This window comes from Bradyrhizobium sp. HKCCYLS3070 (assembly GCF_051167575.1).
Taxonomy (GTDB): Bacteria; Pseudomonadota; Alphaproteobacteria; order Rhizobiales; family Xanthobacteraceae; genus Bradyrhizobium.
Map to the genome: position 1 here is coordinate 12,390 of NZ_JBNPTI010000024.1, position 18,392 is coordinate 30,781.

At 64.8% G+C, this 18,392-nt stretch carries 16 protein-coding genes; 3 read left to right on the forward strand and 13 right to left on the reverse strand.

Annotation, left to right across the window (positions count from 1 at the left end):
- Positions 1–258: 258 nt before the first annotated feature.
- The 8 genes from ACQR03_RS32975 to ACQR03_RS33010 form a co-directional block, all read right to left on the reverse strand.
- Positions 259–1,416, reverse strand: coding sequence for an IS481 family transposase (locus ACQR03_RS32975; RefSeq protein WP_315759740.1), 1,158 nt, complete (start codon positions 1,414–1,416; stop codon positions 259–261).
- Between the two features lie 137 nt (positions 1,417–1,553).
- Entirely contained in the window at positions 1,554–2,723 is a 1,170-nt protein-coding gene (locus ACQR03_RS32980; RefSeq protein WP_316187397.1) for a mandelate racemase/muconate lactonizing enzyme family protein, read from the reverse strand.
- Between the two features lie 34 nt (positions 2,724–2,757).
- Positions 2,758–3,465, reverse strand: coding sequence for an SDR family NAD(P)-dependent oxidoreductase (locus ACQR03_RS32985; protein ID WP_315718115.1), 708 nt, complete (start codon positions 3,463–3,465; stop codon positions 2,758–2,760).
- Complete coding sequence (locus ACQR03_RS32990; protein ID WP_315718116.1) at positions 3,462–4,532, reverse strand: ABC transporter substrate-binding protein; 1,071 nt, start codon at positions 4,530–4,532, stop codon at positions 3,462–3,464. Before ACQR03_RS32990 ends, ACQR03_RS32985 begins: the two co-directional genes overlap by 4 nt.
- A 21-nt stretch (positions 4,533–4,553) precedes the next feature.
- Positions 4,554–5,393, reverse strand: a complete 840-nt coding sequence (locus ACQR03_RS32995) for an ABC transporter permease (protein ID WP_315718117.1) — start codon at positions 5,391–5,393, stop codon at positions 4,554–4,556.
- The gene (locus ACQR03_RS33000) at positions 5,386–6,213 is read right to left on the reverse strand and encodes an ABC transporter ATP-binding protein (protein ID WP_315718118.1); all 828 of its coding nucleotides are present in this window, start codon (positions 6,211–6,213) and stop codon (positions 5,386–5,388) included. The genes ACQR03_RS32995 and ACQR03_RS33000 overlap by 8 nt, the downstream gene beginning before the upstream one ends.
- Positions 6,214–6,285: 72 nt before the next feature.
- Positions 6,286–7,230 carry a dihydrodipicolinate synthase family protein gene (locus ACQR03_RS33005; RefSeq protein ID WP_315718119.1) on the reverse strand — a complete coding sequence of 315 codons (945 nt, stop codon included), beginning with the start codon at positions 7,228–7,230 and terminating at the stop codon, positions 6,286–6,288.
- A gap of 28 nt (positions 7,231–7,258) precedes the next feature.
- A complete protein-coding gene (locus tag ACQR03_RS33010) occupies positions 7,259–8,074 on the reverse strand; it encodes an IclR family transcriptional regulator (RefSeq protein WP_434842381.1) in 816 nt (271 codons plus the stop codon).
- Positions 8,075–8,295: 221 nt separating this feature from the next.
- Between ACQR03_RS33010 and greA the strand changes: the two genes are divergently transcribed.
- Together greA and ACQR03_RS33020 are read left to right on the forward strand one after the other, a co-directional pair.
- Positions 8,296–8,778: a transcription elongation factor GreA gene (gene greA / locus ACQR03_RS33015; protein ID WP_315753843.1), complete on the forward strand. Its 483-nt coding sequence runs from the start codon at positions 8,296–8,298 to the stop codon at positions 8,776–8,778.
- A gap of 29 nt (positions 8,779–8,807) precedes the next feature.
- On the forward strand, positions 8,808–9,272 hold the full coding sequence (locus tag ACQR03_RS33020; RefSeq protein ID WP_316202577.1) for a metallophosphoesterase family protein: 465 nt from the start codon (positions 8,808–8,810) through the stop codon (positions 9,270–9,272).
- A 55-nt stretch (positions 9,273–9,327) separates the two neighbouring features.
- Here the strand turns inward: ACQR03_RS33020 and ACQR03_RS33025 are convergent, their stop codons facing one another.
- Positions 9,328–11,676, reverse strand: a complete 2,349-nt coding sequence (locus ACQR03_RS33025; protein WP_434842380.1) for a phosphocholine-specific phospholipase C — start codon at positions 11,674–11,676, stop codon at positions 9,328–9,330.
- Between the two features lie 211 nt (positions 11,677–11,887).
- Between ACQR03_RS33025 and ACQR03_RS33030 the strand changes: the two genes are divergently transcribed.
- Positions 11,888–12,718, forward strand: a complete 831-nt coding sequence (locus tag ACQR03_RS33030; RefSeq protein ID WP_315826634.1) for a MurR/RpiR family transcriptional regulator — start codon at positions 11,888–11,890, stop codon at positions 12,716–12,718.
- Positions 12,719–12,783: 65 nt separating this feature from the next.
- Here ACQR03_RS33030 and ACQR03_RS33035 read toward each other — a convergent pair whose 3' ends face one another.
- The 4 genes from ACQR03_RS33035 to ACQR03_RS33050 all read right to left on the reverse strand — a co-directional run.
- Positions 12,784–15,426, reverse strand: a complete 2,643-nt coding sequence (locus ACQR03_RS33035) for a TIGR02302 family protein (protein WP_434842379.1) — start codon at positions 15,424–15,426, stop codon at positions 12,784–12,786.
- 852 nt (positions 15,427–16,278) lie between these two features.
- Positions 16,279–17,508: a hypothetical protein gene (locus ACQR03_RS33040; protein ID WP_316173062.1), complete on the reverse strand. Its 1,230-nt coding sequence runs from the start codon at positions 17,506–17,508 to the stop codon at positions 16,279–16,281.
- Position 17,509: 1 nt separating this feature from the next.
- On the reverse strand, positions 17,510–17,977 hold the full coding sequence (locus ACQR03_RS33045; protein WP_316173061.1) for a response regulator: 468 nt from the start codon (positions 17,975–17,977) through the stop codon (positions 17,510–17,512).
- On the reverse strand, positions 17,974–18,392 hold a 419-nt coding region (locus tag ACQR03_RS33050; RefSeq protein ID WP_434842378.1), incomplete at its 5' end, for a hypothetical protein. The genes ACQR03_RS33045 and ACQR03_RS33050, both read right to left, overlap by 4 nt.

Here is an 18,392-nt window from a genome sequence, read left to right on the forward strand (position 1 = left end):
TCGCGCCATCACATCTCCCTGGGGGTATGGGTCCCGGGTCGGCGCCACGCCGTCGCTTCGCGCCATCGCGGCTTGCCCGGGACGACAGCGATGGGTGCGATGGAGCGCGGACGTGCCTGATGGGCTCGCGCCTGCGTAAAGGTCGCTGAAGGAACTGATCCTCTCTCCTCCGTCATTGCGAGCGCAGCGAAGCAATCCAGAATCCCTCTGCGGAGACCATCTGGATTGCTTCGCTGCTGTTCAGCCCGGAGACATAGCTTACACCTGTTCGGGGACATAGTTGACAGTTTTGGGGTCGCGCAGATCAATCGCTGCGATCTGATGTGCGGCAAAGAAAATTCCGAACTTTCCGTCGGCACTGAGTGGCCGGATAGCCAGCCGCTCACCTCGGAAGGCTTGCGGGACTTTCCAGAGCCGCCCCTCGAAACTGACGTAGGCCTTCGTGCTCGACACGGAACGGATGCTCTCACCCTCGTCGTATTCGACGATCGGAAGCCGGTCTGGCATCGCACGTTGGCTCGGTTGATAGCGGCTTGCCGGCACGTCGAAGTTCAAGGCCTCGTGCGGCCGGTCGAGATTGTAGACGGAGCGCCATCCGTCGAGTGCCCGCTGGACATCGGGAAGATCACGGTAGCGCCTGAAGGCAAACACCTCGGCCTTCAGACTACGGTGGAAGCGTTCGTTCTTGCCGCGGCTCTGAGGATGGTAGGGCCGGCTGTGGATCGTTCGAACGCCGAGCTTCAGAAGCCAGACCGTCAACGCGGTCCAGGGGTCTTCGAGGGTAAATCCCCAGGGGCCACCATTGTCGACGAACATCGCATCCGGCAGTCCATAACGGCGGAACGTCGTCTCCAAATGTCCTTTGACCGTAGAGCCGCGCTCGTTGTCACAAGCCGCCAGGCACAACGAGAAGCGGGAGTGATCGTCCAACGCTGTCAGCGGATGACAGGACACACCGTTCTCCAGCGCACTGTGCCCCTTGAAGTCCATCTGCCACAGCTGATTGGGCGCATCCTTCTCGAACCGCGTGTAGGGCTGTCCGGGCGTGCCTGCAGGCTCGACCACTCGATCGTAGCGGCGCAGGATGGTGTGCACGGTGGATATCGCCGGGACAGCTTGACCATCACGCTCAAGACACCGTGCGAGCTTGCGCGCGCCCCAGGCCGGGTGAGCATCGCGCAATGCGACAATCTGCTGCTCGGTCGCAGCCGCGGTGCGCTCCGGACTTCGATGAGGCCGCCGCGACCGATCCGCCAGCGCCGTGTCCCCAGCGTCATGCCGCTGGATCCATTTGTAGCCCGTCTGAGGGCTGATGCCGAACCGCCGACACAGCTCCCGCCGGTTCGCCCCTTCCTGCTTGGCAAGCATCACAAACTCTCGTCGCTGGTCCATGACAGACACCTCTCGCCACGGCATCGCTCGCCCCTCTGCTTGACGAATCGAGCCGATTTTGAAGTGTCAACCATCTCCCCGAACACCCGTCAGCTATGTCCCCGGGCTGAACACTGCGCTCGCAATGACGCTGGGGCGGCCGTCGGACGCCCCGCTCAGCTTCACGCGCTGAGCGCGCGCATCTCGGCATAGAGATCGGATTTGCCCTCGAAACCGATGCCGGGGAGGTCGGGCATCGTGATGTGGCCGTCGGTCACCTTCACGCCGTCGGGGAAGCCGCCATAGGGCTGGAACAGGTCGGGATAGCTCTCATTGCCGCCGAGGCCGAGGCCGGCGGCAATGTTGAGCGACATCTGGTGACCGCCATGCGGGATGCAGCGCGACGGCGACCAGCCATAGGTCCTGAGCACGTCGAGCGTGCGCAGATACTCGCACAGGCCGTAGGACAGCGCGCAGTCGAACTGCAGCCAGTCGCGATCGGGGCGCATGCCGCCGTAGCGGATGAGGTTGCGCGCGTCCTGGTGGCTGAACAGGTTCTCGCCGGTGGCCATCGGGCCGGGATATAAATCGGCCAGCGTCGCCTGCAGGTGATAGTCGAGCGGATCGCCCGCCTCCTCGTACCAGAACAGCGGATAGTCGCGCAGCATCTTGGCGTAGGCGATCGCAGTCTCCAGGTCGAAGCGGCCATTGGCGTCGACCGCGAGCTGATTGTTGGGGCCGATCTCGGCGAGCACGGCCTCGATGCGCTGACGGTCCTCGTCGATCGGCGCGCCGCCGATCTTCATCTTCACGACAGTGTAGCCACGCTCGAGATAGCCGCACATCTCGCGGCGCAGCGCCGAGAGATCCTTGCCGGGATAGTAGTAGCCGCCGGCAGCGTAGACGAAGACGCGCGGTTCGGCCTTGCGGCCGTGCCGCTCCGCGAGCAGACGGAACAGCGGCTTGTCGGCGATCTTGGCGACCGCATCCCAGATCGCCATGTCCAACGTGCCGACCGCGACCGAGCGCTCGCCGTGGCCGCCGGGCTTCTCGTTGATCATCATCGCCGCCCAGGCCTTGTCCGGGTCGATGTTGTCCTTGGTGGCATCGAGCAACGATGTGGGATCAGCTTCCAGAAGTCGCGTGCGAAAACGCTCGCGGATCAGGCCGCCCTGCCCGTAGCGGCCGTTGGAGTTGAAGCCGTAGCCGACCACGGGCCGGCCATTGCGCTCGACATTGGTGATGACCGCGACCAGGCTCGACGTCATCTTGGTGAAGTCGATATAGGCATTGCGGATCGGCGACGAGATCGGCTTCGTCACCTCGCGGACGTCGACGATACGAACGGTCATGGTCATTCTCCTGGTCGGGGTCGCACGCGCCGTTTCAGAGCGAGGCGCCTGCGCAGATGGTGATGGTCTGGCCGGTGATGGCGCCCGCTTCCGGCAACAGCAGGAAGGCGGTGAGCGCAGCCACCTCGACCGGATCGACGTAGCGCCCCATCGGCGGCAGCACCGGGGCGATGCCGGCGCGGCTGGGATCGCGCAGAAACGGCGTGTCGGTCGCAGCCGGTGCGACGACGTTGACGGTGATCAGTCGCGGCGCCAGCTCGATCGCCCAGGAGCGCGCGAGGCCGGTGAGTGCCGCCTTGGTCGCGGCGTATTGGCTGCGGCCGGCCGCGCCATTGGCGGTGCGGCTGCCGATCAGTACGATGCGCCCGCCTTCGCGCAGGCGCGGCGCCAGCGCATTGGCCAGCGCCTCCGCGGCGCCGACATGGACGCGCCACATCCCTTCGCTGCTCTCGGCCTGCAACTCGCCGAGACGGCCGACACGCATGTAGCCGGCGGCGTGGACCAGCGCGGTCACGGCGCCGACGTCAGCAAGGCGCGCGATCAGCGTCTGCGGTTCGGCGAGATCGGCCTCGAAGCCACCGAAGTGTTCGTGCGACAGCACCGAGGCCGCGCGGTCGATGCCGGTCACGCGCCAGCCGTCCGCCAGCAGACGCTCGGCGATGGCGCGGCCGATGCCCGAGCTGGTTCCGGTCACCACCGCATGGCGAAGGCCCGAGCTGCTGTCGTGGTCCTGTGCCGTCATCCCTTGTACGCAGCCGCCTCGGCCCTGACCTTCACTGCATCGAAATTGTTGATCTTGTCGATCAGCTCATTGGTGTAGAGCGCAGCATAGTCCGTGATGTCCAGCCCGTTCATCGCGGCCTCGGTGCGGAACTCTTGCTCGTTGATCCCGCCCATCTTCGTATCGGCATAGGGCGGCGCGTAGAGCTTGATGCGGCGGCTGATCGACTGCAGCACGGCCTTGACCGCCGCGTCCTCGCTGGCACCGCGCGGCGCCGTCTCCGGGTACATCTTGAGAAAGGCCCTGGCGCCGGCGGTCGGATTGGCGAGCAGGAATTGCGACGCCTTGCACACCGAGCGGCCAAAGCCGACCAGGAGATCCCTGTCCTTCTCGAACGTCTGCGGCATCGCCATCAGGAACTGGCCGCCGACCATCGGGATCGTGGTCGGACGCGGCAAATAGGCCAGCTCGATGCCGGCCGCCTCGATCTGGCCGAAGCCAGTATCGAAATAAGCGAGCGCATCGATCACGCCGCGCTGCAGGGCGACGCCCGCCGGCGTGCCGTTGCCGACCGCGACCCAGCTCACATCCTTCTCGGGATCCAGGCCCAGCGCCTTCAGCACGTTCTTGGTGACGGGATATTCGGTGGCACCGAAGTCGGACACGCCGATCTTCTTGCCTTTGAGGTCCGTGTAGCTCTTGAGCCCCGAGCCGGGCGGGACGGCGATGTCCCATTTGTACGGATAGGTATATTGATAGAACAGTTTCGCGCCACTCCATTCGCCCTTGGCGAGCAGCGGCAGCGCTGTCGACGGCACGCCGACGCCGACGAAGACGGAGCCCCGGTCAGTCGCGACCTGGACGTTGGCATTGGTGCCGAGCGCCTGGACGTCGAGCGAGAACCCTTCCTGCGCGTTGTAGCCGAGCGCCTCGCCGATCACGCAATTGATGATAGTGGCGTTGAGCGCCTTGAGCCCGACGCCGAAGCGAAGCTTCTTCGCGTCCGCCGCCATCAGGCCGGCCGGCGCGCCGCTCATCAGCAGCGCCGCGCCGGCACTGCTCTTCAGGAATGACCTGCGCGAAACCATCCTTCGTTCCTCCCTGTGGTCCTATTTTTTCCGGTTGGCGCCCCAGTGCACGACCTTGGCCTCGCACCAGCGCACGATCCCATGCAGCACGATGCCGAGCACGCCGAGAATGATCAGCGCGGCGAACACGCCGGCGACGTCCGACACCGCCTGCGCCTGCGTGATGACGACCCCCATGCCACGCTGGGCGCCGAGGAATTCGGCCACGATCGCGCCGAGCAGTGCATAGACCACCGCCATGTCGAGGCCCGCGAAAATGAAGGGCGCGGCGTTGGGCAGCTTGACGATGCGGTAGGTCTCGAAGCGCGAGGCCGACAGCGAGCGCATCAGGTCGATACGCTCGGGCTCGACGGCGCGCAGCCCCGTGAAGCTGTTGATCAGCACCGGGAAGAACGACAGCAGCGCCGAGATCGCGACCTTCGAGCCGTCACCGAAGCCGAACCAGATCACGATCAGCGGCGCGATCGCCACCTTGGGCAGGCTCTGCAGCGCGAACGCATAGGGCATCACCAGGCGCTCGATGGCTTCGACCTCGGCCATCAAGGAGCCGATGACGAGGCCGAGCCCGACGCCGATGGCGCAGCCGGCGGCGGCGTTGCTCAGCGTGCTCCACAGCGGCAGGTAATAGCCGAGCGGGCTGGCCGGGCTGACCGCGAGCCCGGACCACAACGCACGAACGACCGCTTCGGGCTTCGGCAGGATGTAGGACGGGATGTTCAGCAGGTTGACCGCGGCGATCCAGCTCAGGATCAGCACCGCGAGGCCGATCCAGGCGATCGGCGAGCCCAGGCTGACGCGGCGCCGGGGGCTTGCGGGCTTCTGCGACAGGGCTGAAACGGCGACGTTGGCGAGATCAGTCATGGCCGTGCTCCTGTGCATTGAGCAGCCCGCGAACTTCCCTGGCAAGCCGCGCATAGTCCGGATGCAGCACGATGTCGTCGAAGCTGCGCTGCCGCGGGATCGGCACGTGGAGATCGGCAAGGATGCGGCCGGGACGCGCCGACATCACGATGACGCGGTCGGCCAGGAAGATGGCTTCCGAGATCGAGTGCGTAATCAGCAGGACGGTCTTGCGGTTCTCCTGCCAGATTCGCTGCAGCTCGAGGTTCAGCCGCTCGCGCGTCAGTGCGTCGAGCGCGCCGAACGGCTCGTCCATCAGCAGGATCTCGGGATCGCGCGCCAGCGCGCGGCAGATCCCGGCGCGCTGCTGCATGCCGCCGGACAGCTCATAGGGATATTTGTCGCCGAAATCGCCGAGACCGGTAACGGCGAGCAGCTGCTCGATGCGATCGCCGGCCGGCGCATGTTTGCCGCCGACGCGCAAGGGCAGCCCGACATTGTCGCGCACCGTCATCCACGGCAGCAGGTTGGCCGCCTGGAACACGACGCCGACCTTGCGCGAGGGACCGGCGACGGCCTCGCCATCGAGCAGCAGCCGGCCGTCGCTGTAACTATCAAGCCCCGCGAGCAGACGCAGCAAGGTGCTCTTGCCGCAGCCGGAGGGACCGACGACACAGACGAACTCGCCCGGCTTGATATCCAGCGAGATCCGGCTCAGCGCATGGACCGCCGCGCCGGAGGCCGAGACGTAGGTCTTCGACAGTTGATCGATCGCGATGAGCACAGCCTCGGGCACAGCCGCAGCGCGCCGGGTTGCATCGTCGACATCCATCGTCAGCATCAGCGTCCACCCGGTGTCTTTTTGTTGTGATCACGGGGCAACGGCCGGCACCGGCCGTCGCCTCTCGCAAGCTCAGGCCGCAGCCTTCACCGTCAACCCGGCCGCGGCCACCGCGGCGCGGATCGCGGCCATCTCCTCGGCGCTCGGCGCATGCGTCGGCGGCCGCACGGTGGCATCGCGGATCACGCCGGCGACCTGCATCGCCGCCTTCATGCGGCCATGCGCCTCCCCGGTCGGCTCGCCGCCGCCATACACCGCGTCCTTGAGCGGATCGATCATGGCCTGCAGCTTCATCGCAAGCTTGAGGTCACCGGCGGTGACGGCAGCGAACAGATCGTAGATCAGATCCGGAATCAGCGAGGCGAAGCCGACCAGCGCACCATCGACGCCCTGCACCATCGAGGCCAGCAGATATTCGTCATGACAGGTCAGCAGCGCCTTGTGCGGCGCCGCGGCGCGGATCGCCTTGAGGTCGCGGGCGTATTTGTTCATCTCGCGGGTGCCGATCTTGAACGCCTGCACGTGGTCGAGGCGGGCGAGCTCGGCGAGCAGCTCCGAGGAGAACGAGGCGCGGGTCCAGGCGGGATAGACATGCACGATCAGCGGCAGCCTGGTGGCTTCGCCGATGGCGCTGAAATAATCCAGGCAGTGCTCGCGCTTGAAGCCGAAGCGCAGCCAGTGATGGGGCGGCATGATGTCGAGAGCAGTCGCGCCCGCTTCCTTCGCCATCAGCGCATGCTCGATGCCGTCCTTGATGCCTTCGCACACGACGGAGGAGATGGTCGGGCAGATGCCGGTGAGCGCCTTGGCGACGATGCGCGTCACCTCCGCGCGCTCCTTCGCCGTGAGGCTGAACACCTCGCCGGTGTGGCCATTGGTCATGATGCCGACGATGCCGCGTCGTTTGCTGAGCCACGCCGCATAGCGCGTCAGCTCGGCCTCGTCGATCGAATGGTCGGCGTTGAAGGGGACGGCGATCGCCGGGATGATCCCCTTGAAATTGGTCATGACGCTCATGCTTGCTCCTGTTTCGTCACATCGACGTTCATCGTTTCGCGACCGTCGCAGTCGCCCCGCCCATGGCCTCCAGAGCCCGGGACAGCTGGGCTGCCGCTCTGAGCAGCGGCGCCACGCCAAGCCGCTCGAAGTCGTCCGCGGTGATGCGCATGGTGGGCGCAGCGATACTGATCGCCGCGAGCGGAATGCCGTCGCGGTCGATGACGGGCGCGGCGAGCACGCACAGCCCCGGCGCATTTTCCTGATTTGACAGCGCGTAGCCGGCAGCCTTCACTTCGCACAGGCGCTGCAGCAGCGCGTCGAGATCGGTGATCGTGGTTTCGGTGCGCTTGATGCGCGGCTGCGCCTCGAGCACCTCGATCTGCGTCTCGACCGGCAGCAATGACAGGATCGCCTGGCCGACGGCGGTCGAATAGACCGGCGCGCGGCTGCCGATGCGGACGTCGACGCCGAGCCGGACGAGGCCCGCCTGGATGCGCTCGACATAGACGATGTCGCTGCCGTCGAGCACCGCGAGCGAGGCAGCCTCGTTCATCTCGCCGACCAGGCTGCGCAGGATCGGGCGCGCCTGTGTGCGTAGCTCCGAGCGCGCGATCGCGTTGAAGCCCAGATCGAGGCATTTCAGCGTCAGGCGGAAGCGCCTGGAGTCGCCGACCTTCTCGACATAGCCGAGCATCACGAGCGTGTTGAGCAGGCGGAACGTGGTGCCCTTGTCGAGCGCGGCGCGGCGCGCAACGTCGGCGAGCACCAGCTCCGGCTCCTCGCTGGTGAAGGCATTCAGCACCTGAAAGCCCTTGGCCAGCGACAGCACGACGCTTTTGCCAGCGTTGCTGTCCTCGTCCACGTGGAGGCTCCGACGTTTCCTGCTTGACGCCGGCCTTGACGACCGGCATTTGGATTGACCAAGGTTCGGATTGCGAACTATAGTTCGTATATTAGAATGCGCGTCGCCGCTGCTGTCAAGCACGCTCACGCGCGGCATGCGGCACGGCTTGAAATCCGCACAGCCGGCATGATCTCTCCCTGAGGGCCGCGACATCTCGCGGCCCTTTTCAGGAGTCCGGCGTGAGCGTCGCATTCACCAAGGAAGAGAGCGCCGAGACGGCGGCCGAAACGCAACTGCCCGACCGGCCGGTCTCGCCGCATCCGAACCTCGTGACCGCGGCCGGACTCAAGGCGCTCGAGGAGCAGTTGCGCGAAGCGCAGGCGGCGTTTGAAGCGGCCCAGGGAATCGAGGACGTCAACGAGCGGCGACGGGAGTCGGCGCTGCCGCTGCGCGACGCGCGCTACTTTGCAGCGCGGGTGCGGACCGCGCAGGTGATGCCGGCGCCGACATCGACGGAGCAGATCGCGTTCGGCAGCACGGTGACGTTCAAGCGCGGCGACGGCCGCGTCCAGACCTACACCATCGTCGGCGAGGACGAGGCCGATCCGAAGCGCGGCATGATCTCCTATGTCTCCCCTGTGGCTCGCCTGCTGATGGGCAAATCGGCCGGCGACATGGTCGAGGTCACCGGACAAGAGCTGGAGATTCTCACGATCGCCTGAGGCGATGCCCATCACGCCGGCAGGAAACGATGCTCAAAGTTGGAATCATCTCCGACACTCATGGGCTGCTGCGGCCGGAGGCAGTGCGATGTCTGTCGGGCGTCCACCACATCATCCACGCCGGCGATATCGGCCGGCACGAGATCGTCGAGCGGCTTCGCCTGATCGCGCCGGTGACTGCGATCCGCGGCAACATCGATACGGCAGATTGGGCGAATGCATATCCTGCGACCGAGACCGTCAGGCTCGGCACGCGTGCCGTCCATGTCGTGCACGACGTCCACGACCTCGCGATCGACCCTGCAACGGCGGGTATCGACATCGTCGTGTCCGGTCATTCGCATCGCGCAGGCGTCGGGACACGCGACGGCGTGCTCTACCTGAATCCGGGCAGCGCAGGGCCGCGCCGCTTCAGGCTGCCGATCACCCTGGCGACGCTGAACATCTCCTCGGGCCAACTGTCACCCGCGATCCACGATCTCGGCAGCGCCTGAGGCAAAGCGAAAGGGCGCCCATGGGCGCCCTCTGCAAATCTCGTGGATGCATCGATCAGAAGCGGTCGGCCAGTGCCATGCCGGGATCGCTGAACGAGGGACGGCCGGTCTCGACATGTCCGGCGGCGCGCCGGTAGAAGCTGTCGTCGGTGTCGCTGGTGACGACGAAGTCGTACCACAGGCCGGATTTGCGCAGATGCCAGTAGAGCTCGCTGTGGCGGCCGGGCGCAGACACCTTGACGGTCCACGACGTCGATGGGCCGCCATGGCTCGGTCCGGGGAAGAAGGTCGGTGCGCCAAAGCCGAAGCCGGGAGCATCGAAGTCGGGCGCCGACCGGAAGCCCGGCACCACGCCAAAACCCACCGGATGGAAGCCCGGGCGCGGACCGAAGCCGGGACATTGCGGCTCCAGCGCGGCCGAGACCGAGGCGGTGACGGCCTGCAACGGGCCATAGATCTCGTTGGACTTCACCGTGAAGCTCACGCGGGCATGGCCGTCGTTGCGCAGCTGCATGTGCAGGCCGCCCTCGAAGACGTTGTAGCCGACGAAGATCTCCGGGTTCGCGGCATTCGACAACCTGACCTTGTCGAGGTCGCCCTTGAAATGACGATGGAAGCCGTTCGGGCCGAGCACCCAGAGATCATACAGGCCATCGCTGCCGACGCTCCATTCATCGTCGATCATCTTGCCGGCCTCGACGGTGTAGCGGCGCGGAATGAGATCGAGATGCTGCTTGTCGTAGACGTGGAACACAGCGCCGGCAAAGCCGGTGTTGGCGAACAGCAGCTTCACCTTGCCCGCCGCGGCGTCGACCTTCGCGGTGGCGTGCAGGATATAGGGCAGCGGACGCGAATAGCGCGCGCCGCTCTCCTGAAAAAGCGGCTGCGGCGTCGCGGGCGCAACCGGCGCCGGCAACGTCTTCTGATGCGCGTCCGAGGCCTGCCAGTTGCTCTGGTCGGGCAGCTCCGGAAAGCGCGGATCGTTCGGGCTGGCGAAGTCGAACGCCGAGGTGAGATCGCCGGAGACGGCGCGGTGCCAGGGGCTGATGGCGTCGACCTTGATCGCAAAGCGCTTCTCGAGGAAGCGACCGATCGAGGTGTGGTCGAACACCTGCGAGTTGACCCAGCCGCCCTTGCTCCAAGGTGAAACGACGTACATCGGCACCCGCGCGGAGAGGCCCCAAGGACGGATGTTGCCGCTGACGGTGTCGGTCGCAGTCAGCACGTTGCCGACGGTGTTGGAGAAATACTCGCCGTCGAGCGGCAAGGTCGCCTTGCCCATCAGCTTGCCGTTGATGTCGTAGGACGGCACTGCGGGCGCCGGCAGATGATCGAAGAAGCCGTCATTCTCGTCGAAGGTCAGAAAGAAGACGGTCTGGCTCCAGACCTCGGGATTGGCGGTCAGGGCTTCCAGCACCTGGTCGGTGAAATTGCCGGCGCGGGTCGGGCTGCCGCCGCCGGGATGCTCGGAGTTGGCCTGCGTCGGCAGGATCCACGACACCTGCGGCAAGGTGCCGGCCATCACGTCGGCCTTCAGCCGGTCGAGATAATCCGGGCCGCCGGTCAGGCCGTGCACGTAGTTCGGATCGCTCGGCTGGGCATGACGGAAGCTGGAGAACGCCAGGCAGCCGTGCATCGCGCCGGTCCAGTTGTCGTTCATGTCCTGATAGATGTGCCAGCTGACGCCGGCCTTGTTCAGCAGATCGGGCAGCGTGTCCCAGGCGAAGTCGCTGCCGACATATTTGTAGGTCGCCTGTGGCTGCGGCTGACCCGCGACCCAATTGTGCGGGTTCGGCCAGCAGCGCAGGTTGTTGGGCTCGGAATCGTTGGTGGTGGAGTTGATGCCCTGAGCGCGCAGCGCCGGATTGAAGTTGGAGCCCGACCAGAACACGATGCGGTTGGGATCGGTGCCGGTGGTGATCGAGGCGTGGTAGGCGTCGCAGATCGTGAACGCCTCGGCGAGCGCGAACTGGAACGGAATGTCGTCGCGGCCGAAATAGCCCATCGCATAGGGCGTCTTGTACTTCGCCCAATAGCCCATCTTGCCCTGATTCCACGCCGCCTGGCTGTCGCCGAAGGAGTGCGGCGTGCCGTAGCCGACCAGCGCGTTCGAGGTCGTGGAGTCGCGGTGATAGGGCGGAATCTCGCGGCTGCCGTCGGACTGGAACCAGACCGGCTTGCCGCTCTCCAGCGGGATCGGGAAGCGGTCGCCGAAGCCGCGGACGCCGCGCAGCGTGCCGAAGTAGTGATCGAAGGAGCGGTTCTCCTGCATCAGGATGACGATGTGCTTGACGTCCTGAATGGTGCCGGTCCGGCGCCGTGCCGGAATGGCCAGCGCCTGGCGGATGCTGGCGAAGGCAGCCGCCGCCGTGGCGCCTGCCAAGAAATCGCGACGTGTTGTCATGCTGATACGACCTTTTGAAATCTTGAAGAACGTATTCAGGGTTGGCGGGGCGAGCCCGACCTGCTCCTGCGAACGTCCCTGGCGTATCAGCGCGACTTGACAGCGCTGTGAAATTTTTATTTACGAAATGAAACTGAATGAGATTTCCTCAGTATCGGGGCACAGCGTGACGGGATCGACCTTTCGTTCTGGGCCGGGCGTGAACGGCATCTTGTTTCGTATTCGGGAGCTGCAGAACGAGCTGCCGCCGAAGGCGCGGCAGATCGCGGAGCTGGTCATCGCCCGGCCGGAGCCGTTCATCCACATGTCGATCACCGAGGTCGCGGAAGCCTGCGGCGTCAGCGAGGGGACGATCGTGTCGTTCTGCCGGCGCGTGGGGGTGCGCGGCTTCCAGGAGCTCAAGATCATGCTGGCGCGGGACCTGATCGAGCCGGTCCGGCTGATCCAGGAGGACCTGCATCGCGGCGATGATCCGGCGACGGTGACGGACCACATCTTCGCGGCGCATGCCGCCTCGCTGCAGGAGACGCGGCGGCTGCTGTCGATGGACGCGCTGGCGCAGGCGGCGAAGCTGCTGCGCGAGGCGCGGCGGGTCGAGATCTACGGCATCGGGAGTTCGGCGCCGATTGCGCAGGACCTGTCGTACCGGCTGCTGCAGCTCGGGCTGGCGGCCAATGCGATCGTCGATTCGCATGTCCAGGCGGTCAGCGCCGGGATGGCCGGCCCCGACGTCGCGACCGTCACGGTGTCGCATTCGGGCAGCACGGTCGAGACCGTGCTGGCGACGCGGCTGGCGCAGGCCGCGGGCGCGCGGACCATCGGCATCACCCGGCTCGGAAAGTCGCCGCTGGCGGCGCATTGCGAGGTGCTGCTCTACACCGTCGCCAACGAGACGCGCTATCGCCCGGAGGCGATGAGCAGCCGCGTCGCGCAGCTCGCGATCATCGACACGCTGGTCAGCTGCTGCGCGCTGACCGACACCGAGCGCTCCGTCGACCGGCTGCAGCACGCGGCGCGCATCCTGTCCGAGAAGCGCTACTGAACTGCGCGGCCTCCGGTCAAAACAACGATGAGCCACGGGCATGATCTCCCGTGGCCGATCCATCCTCAATAGTCCTTCAGCAGCCGCTCGATGTAGTCGAGCTCGAGCTGCGGCCGCGACTGATCGCCGAGCCGGCGGCGCAGCTCCTCAAGGATGCGGCGGACGCGCTGCACGTCGATCTCGCCCGGAATCTTCTGCGAGAAATCGTCGATGTCGCGCCCCGGATGCATCGGGCGTCCGAGCGGGTCGGTCTGCTGCGCGCCCTGCTGGCGGCCGGCGCGCTGGCCGGGGCCGTCGCCCGGCTGGTCGCCGTCGCCCTGCTGCATCGCCTCGGCGAGGCTCTGCGCGCCCTTGCGCAGCGCATCCAGCGCCTTGCCCTGCGATTCCACGGCGCCGTCGGCATTATTGTCGCCGAGCTGGCTGCCGGCATCGCCCATCGCGCTGTCGGCATCGTCGAGACCGTCGCCGGAATCGCCCTGGTCGCCTTGATCCCCCTGCTCGCCTTGCTGGCCGGGCTGCCCCTTCTGGCCTTTCTGACCCTTCTGTCCCTTTTCGCCCTGCTGGCCCATGCCACGCTTGGCGAGCTGGTCCTGCAACTGCTTCAGGCGGTCGCGCAGCGCCTGCTGGTCCTGCTGCAGGTCGCCCATGCCCTGGTCCTGGTCGCCCTGCTGCTTGTTGCGGTTGCGGCGCGAGTCCTGACCCTGCTTGAAGGTCTTGTCGCGGAGCTGCTGCTGCTTGCGGATCATGTCGCCGAGCTCGTTGAGCGCCTGCTCCATGTCGTTGTCGCCGCCCTGGTTGGGCTGCGCCATCTGCAAATTCTCCAGCATCTGCTGCAACTGCTCGAGCAGCTCGCGCGCGCCCTCCTTGTCGCCCTGCCGCGACAGCCGCTCCATGCGGTCGATCATGTTCTGCAGGTCCTGCTGGCGCAGGATCTTGGTGTTCTGATCGAGCGGCCGCTGCGCCATCTGCGGGTTGTTGCGCAATTGCTCGGCGAGCTGGCGCATGTAGTTGTCCATCGCCTTGCGCAGGTCCTCGGCGAGCTTCTTGATCTCCTCGTCGCTGGCGCCGCGCTCCAGCGCCTGCTTCAGCGCGTCCTGGGCCGCGCGCAGCGCCTTGTCGACGTCGGAGATGTTGCCGTCCTCGATGGTGACGGCGAGCGCCCACAGGCTCGCCACCACCTCGCGCAGCGCATCGTCGGTGCGCGCGGCCTCGAGCTGGCGCGTCACCGAGCGCAGGCCGAGATACTGGCCGAGTTCGGGTGTGAACAGCTCCGGCGCGATCGCCAGCGCATCGAGCGCGGTGAACACGCCGCCGTTGCGGTTGCCGTCGAGCGCGAGGATGCGCCGCTGCTCGATCAGCGCCCGCGCCAGCGGCTTGGTGAACAGCCGCTCCGGCAGCCTGGTCTCGAACGGCTCGCTGGTGCCCTCGTTGCCGGCCTCGTCCTTGGCCGTCAGCGTGAGCGTGACGTCGGCGCCGGCGTACGGGTCCTCGCTGAGATCCTTGACGGTCTGGCCGACGCCGTTGCGGGTGCGCGCGTTCGGCAGCACCAGCGGAAACTCCGGCGGCTGGAACAGCGGCCGTGCGGCGGGCGCGTCAGCCGTCTTGCTTTCGTTGCTTTCGGCAGCCTTGCTTTCGACAGGCCGCGCAGCGACCTTGGCGCGGGCTTCGGTGACGCCGTAATCATCCTCGAGCTTGTAGGACAGCTTCAGCGAGCCACGCGCCTGCCGCTCCGGGTCCTTGGCCATGCTGATGACCGGCGGCTTGTCCGGCGTCGCCGCGAACACCCATTGCGGCTGCCCTGCGGGCGCGCGGACGTGAACGGTGCCGTCGGTCTTGATCGTGTAGTGCTTCTCGGTGGTGCCCTTCGGCGCGGCCTCGCCGACCGCGACCTCGCCGGGCGCCGCCTCGGCGACGCCGCCTGACGTGATGATGTCGAGATTGCCGCCGCTGGAACGCACAATCAGCGTCGAGCCCTGGGGCACCACGATCGGGCCGCTCGACGGCACGGCGCCTTCCTTGTTGGCGGCGGACAGGATGATCGGCGGCTTCGCGGTGTAGAGCGGCGGCTTGACCCAGGCATCGACCCGGACCGTGACCGGCGTCAGCACGCCGTTCCAGTCGAACGCCGAGGCCACGCGCAGTGCCCGCTCGTCGCCGGCCGCGATAGAGGTCGCGACCAAGAGCACGATCACCAGCGCGCGCACCGCCCAGGGGTCGTGCAGCGACAGCCGCGGCCGCGGCGTGCCGGCGCGGATGCGCTTGATCGAGGCCAAGGTGCGCTCGCGCTGCGCCTGCCACAGCGCGTGCGCGATCGGATCCTTGGTGGTCAGCGTGTCGGTGAGCGCGGTGGCGGGGCGATGGGCGATGCCCGAGCCGCGATCGAGTCGCGCCAGGCCCTCGTCGCGGGTCGGCCAGCGATATCTCAGCATCGGCACGGCGGCGCCGAGCAGGAGCAGCAGAAACAGCCCGACGCCGATCATGCGGACCGCGAACGGCAGGCCGAGCCAGAGGCCGGCCCAGGAGACAATCAGGAACAGACCGACTACCGTGAGCAGCCGGGCGAGATGCGGCCAGCCGCGCTCCCAGGCGATGGCGAGACGCGCCCGCTTCAGCGCCTGCGCCAGCTTGAGCCGCGCCAGGCCATCATGCGTCAGGCCATCGGGCGTGCTGCTTGCCGGCCCGGCCGGCTCGGGGGTGATGCCGCTCAACAATCTCTCCAGGTTGCCCGGATGTTCACCCTAGCACAAAGGCAGCCGTGAGGCACCCGCTCTGCGCGGGCTTTCCCGCCGCCGGCCGCGGTTCACACGGGAGTGTGACCGGCCGGGTTCCCGGAAAGCTACGGGGGCATCCAGACGACAGCGGGGCATCCCGACGACATCGACATCCGAGTGTGACGCCCGCCGCCCACCCCAAACTCCCGTCATTGCGAGCGCAGCGAAGCAATCCAGGGCTCCGGGCGTGACTCTGGATTGCTTCGTCGCTGCGCTCCTCGCAATGACGTCGTGGCGAACATCACGATGCACATGATCAAACACTCGCGGAGGAATCATTAGCAAAACGAGCACCATCCTTCTCGCGACGCCATCTGCGCCCGAGTGATACCCGACATCTCACCCTCCTCGAACAGAGGGCGCAGGGAAGACCGGGCGCCGGCCGGCGCCCATGGTCCGCGTGCAACAAAAAGCACGCGGCAGAACCACAGGCTCAGCCGAGATCACCCGGCCTTCCCTGCGCGATGGTGTTACGATTTATACGCGATCTTCCCGGGGACCGGCTTGTTGGCCCCGTCGCGGACGACACGTCATCGCCCACTTGGCATCAGCACCGGGATGCCAGAACCACGCGACTTCATCGTCGCACCGGGATCGTTCGTCCGCGCGAGCAAGCCCGCGCTGCGTCCCAATGCGCCCACCGCATCCCGCACCCGACGTCCGTGACGATCGCGAAGCGCCCCCTCAGCGGGACGGGATGCGGGGAGTAGAGCACAATTTCGGATAACGCGCAAGACATATATTGTCGTGAGTGACCGCAGCCCTCAGCAAGTCACCGCGGCCTCTCAATCACGCTCGACCGGCAAAACCCGCTATCTCGTGCATGTATCGCTCAAAGAAACGTCCGAGAGCTTGAGCACTTGTATACGCCGCATACTTCTGAAACTCGTCCGATTTCTGTTCATCCGCGAAATCGCAAACTGACTTGATCGTCAGAGGAGTCGGCCGGGGAAACTCCGCACTCATTGCTGCCGCGAACAGACCATACGCCTCCATCTCAACGCCCACTAGGCTGCGATGCTGCAATTTGATCTCATCTACGACCTGACCATCTGCCAGAACAGCCGACCCAGAGGCGAGCGGACCAAGTAGCAATCGCGGACTAGCAACGTCACTCGACGGCCATTCGTCACGAATTGAGTCCCAGACGCCGCGATCCTTTGCAAATTGCTGAACACGGCTTCTCAAGAACTCAGCAGGGCCAAGCTGATGAGGCGCAACAGAGAACTGTGTATTCTCCTTGTCCTTCACTCGCTTTCCGCTCTGCCAATCCCAAGTGGGATCAGCAAATATCGCATCGCCGATATTAGCCTTGCCATGAACACCCGCGCAAATTCCGCACATCGCCAAAAACTTTGGCCTAAATTTCTGGATCATTTTTGCACTTAGCAGCGCGGACGAAATCATTCCCATTCGGGTGGCACAAGCTGTCACAACCTTATACGCTTTTCCCTTGCTCAGAAATGCTCCATGGCGAGCGAAATTCACGTCATCAATCGGCTCCTCGGACTCCCACGCCCAGGCCAACTTGTGAACCGCCTCCATCTCCGGAGACGCCAGCGCGGTGACGATACACAGATCAGCATCATAAGCTGTCGGAGATCCATCACGAGCCAATATGTACTTTATCGACTTAATGATTGGCTCGGCCCAGTCGGCCGTAATCTGATCGTACCTCACTACCGACCACAACATTCCGGAGAAGTGTTTATTTGCCTCTATTTCGGCGTCCTCGAATGCAGTTAGCCCTAGAATATGCGCCGGCTTATGGTACAGGTCCGATTCAGTCACATCATTAAGAAGCTCAATCGAGTACTTTACATCCCCATCTTCCCCGTCACGCTGAGGAAGAACTAAGTCCAAAATCATCAAGTCATATTGCCTAGCAGCTAGGGTCGATCTCGCACCATTAGCAGACTCAGTCCAGTTGATTTGATCCTTATCGACGCCGCTCTTAGCAATACGGTCAATCAACTTTTCTACCTTCGCCCTCGAATCATCAACGATCAATATTCTCATATCAGTCACACCTTAGTTGCTCGACGATCAGCTTAGCGAGCTGCGTCTTCCAATCCGAAAACAACGAGTTGTAGTAGACTAACCCGCGATAGTTCTCTGGATGCTCTACTCGCAACTGCTGATCAAGATCATCGTGATTCAAGGCGCCGCCTCCATCGCGCGAAAATGCTTCGTAGGCGGTTACAACAATAATCGGAAGCTTTATCTCAAATAGGTCGACGTACCGCATAACTTCGATGCCGCCAAATCCTTGAGGACGACCACCGGGTTCATCGGGCCCAATATCGAATGTTGGTAGCGACATGTCGAGGAGCAGCAATTGAGGTGTCGCGCCTTGAATATCGCTGATCGCGCTACGAACCGACTTAGCGGTACGCACAACCGCATCGACCCATTGATCTTTGAGAAACTGCAAGAGACGCTCTCTTTTTGGCGCCTCATCCTCGACCACCAAGATAGTGCAATTCATGCTACCACACCGAATTGAGACGACACAAAGAAGGACAAGTCCACATCAAGGAAGAACTTCTCATCAGACATAAACCCGAACTCAATTCGCCCTTTTGTCGACTGGTGAACGATGCTCGCAAGCTTTCGCAAACCAGAGCCCCCCTCCGAACGAACCTTAATGCCGTAAGTCTTGGCATTGATGTCGCTCCGAATTTCGTCCAGCCTCCTCTCAGTTTCGTCGCACCGCACACCTGGCGCGATATCGCTCACAACTCTAAATTTTATTATTTCTTCTTCCAGATTCTCGACTACATCGATCTCAACTTTCGGTCGGCCACGCACCTTTTTCGAGTGAGCTTGACCTTGCCCCCAACTTTTATCCAGTCCTGAGTTCGGTCCAGCTGTTGAGATTGCCCGGTTGGGCGGTGCGAGCG

Bases quoted from the DNA above. Each gene is read 5' to 3' on its own strand.
- ACQR03_RS32975 (WP_315759740.1), bottom strand. From the start codon at position 1,416: ATGCCGTGGCGAGAGGTGTCTGTCATGGACCAGCGACGAGAGTTTGTG.
- ACQR03_RS32980 (WP_316187397.1), bottom strand. From the start codon at position 2,723: ATGACCGTTCGTATCGTCGACGTCCGCGAGGTGACGAAGCCGATCTCG.
- ACQR03_RS32985 (WP_315718115.1), bottom strand. From the start codon at position 3,465: ATGACGGCACAGGACCACGACAGCAGCTCGGGCCTTCGCCATGCGGTG.
- ACQR03_RS32990 (WP_315718116.1), bottom strand. From the start codon at position 4,532: ATGGTTTCGCGCAGGTCATTCCTGAAGAGCAGTGCCGGCGCGGCGCTG.
- ACQR03_RS32995 (WP_315718117.1), bottom strand. From the start codon at position 5,393: ATGACTGATCTCGCCAACGTCGCCGTTTCAGCCCTGTCGCAGAAGCCC.
- ACQR03_RS33000 (WP_315718118.1), bottom strand. From the start codon at position 6,213: ATGCTGACGATGGATGTCGACGATGCAACCCGGCGCGCTGCGGCTGTG.
- ACQR03_RS33005 (WP_315718119.1), bottom strand. From the start codon at position 7,230: ATGAGCGTCATGACCAATTTCAAGGGGATCATCCCGGCGATCGCCGTC.
- ACQR03_RS33020 (WP_316202577.1), top strand. From the start codon at position 8,808: ATGCTCAAAGTTGGAATCATCTCCGACACTCATGGGCTGCTGCGGCCG.
- ACQR03_RS33025 (WP_434842380.1), bottom strand. From the start codon at position 11,676: ATGACAACACGTCGCGATTTCTTGGCAGGCGCCACGGCGGCGGCTGCC.
- ACQR03_RS33040 (WP_316173062.1), bottom strand. From the start codon at position 17,508: ATGAGAATATTGATCGTTGATGATTCGAGGGCGAAGGTAGAAAAGTTG.
- ACQR03_RS33045 (WP_316173061.1), bottom strand. From the start codon at position 17,977: ATGAATTGCACTATCTTGGTGGTCGAGGATGAGGCGCCAAAAAGAGAG.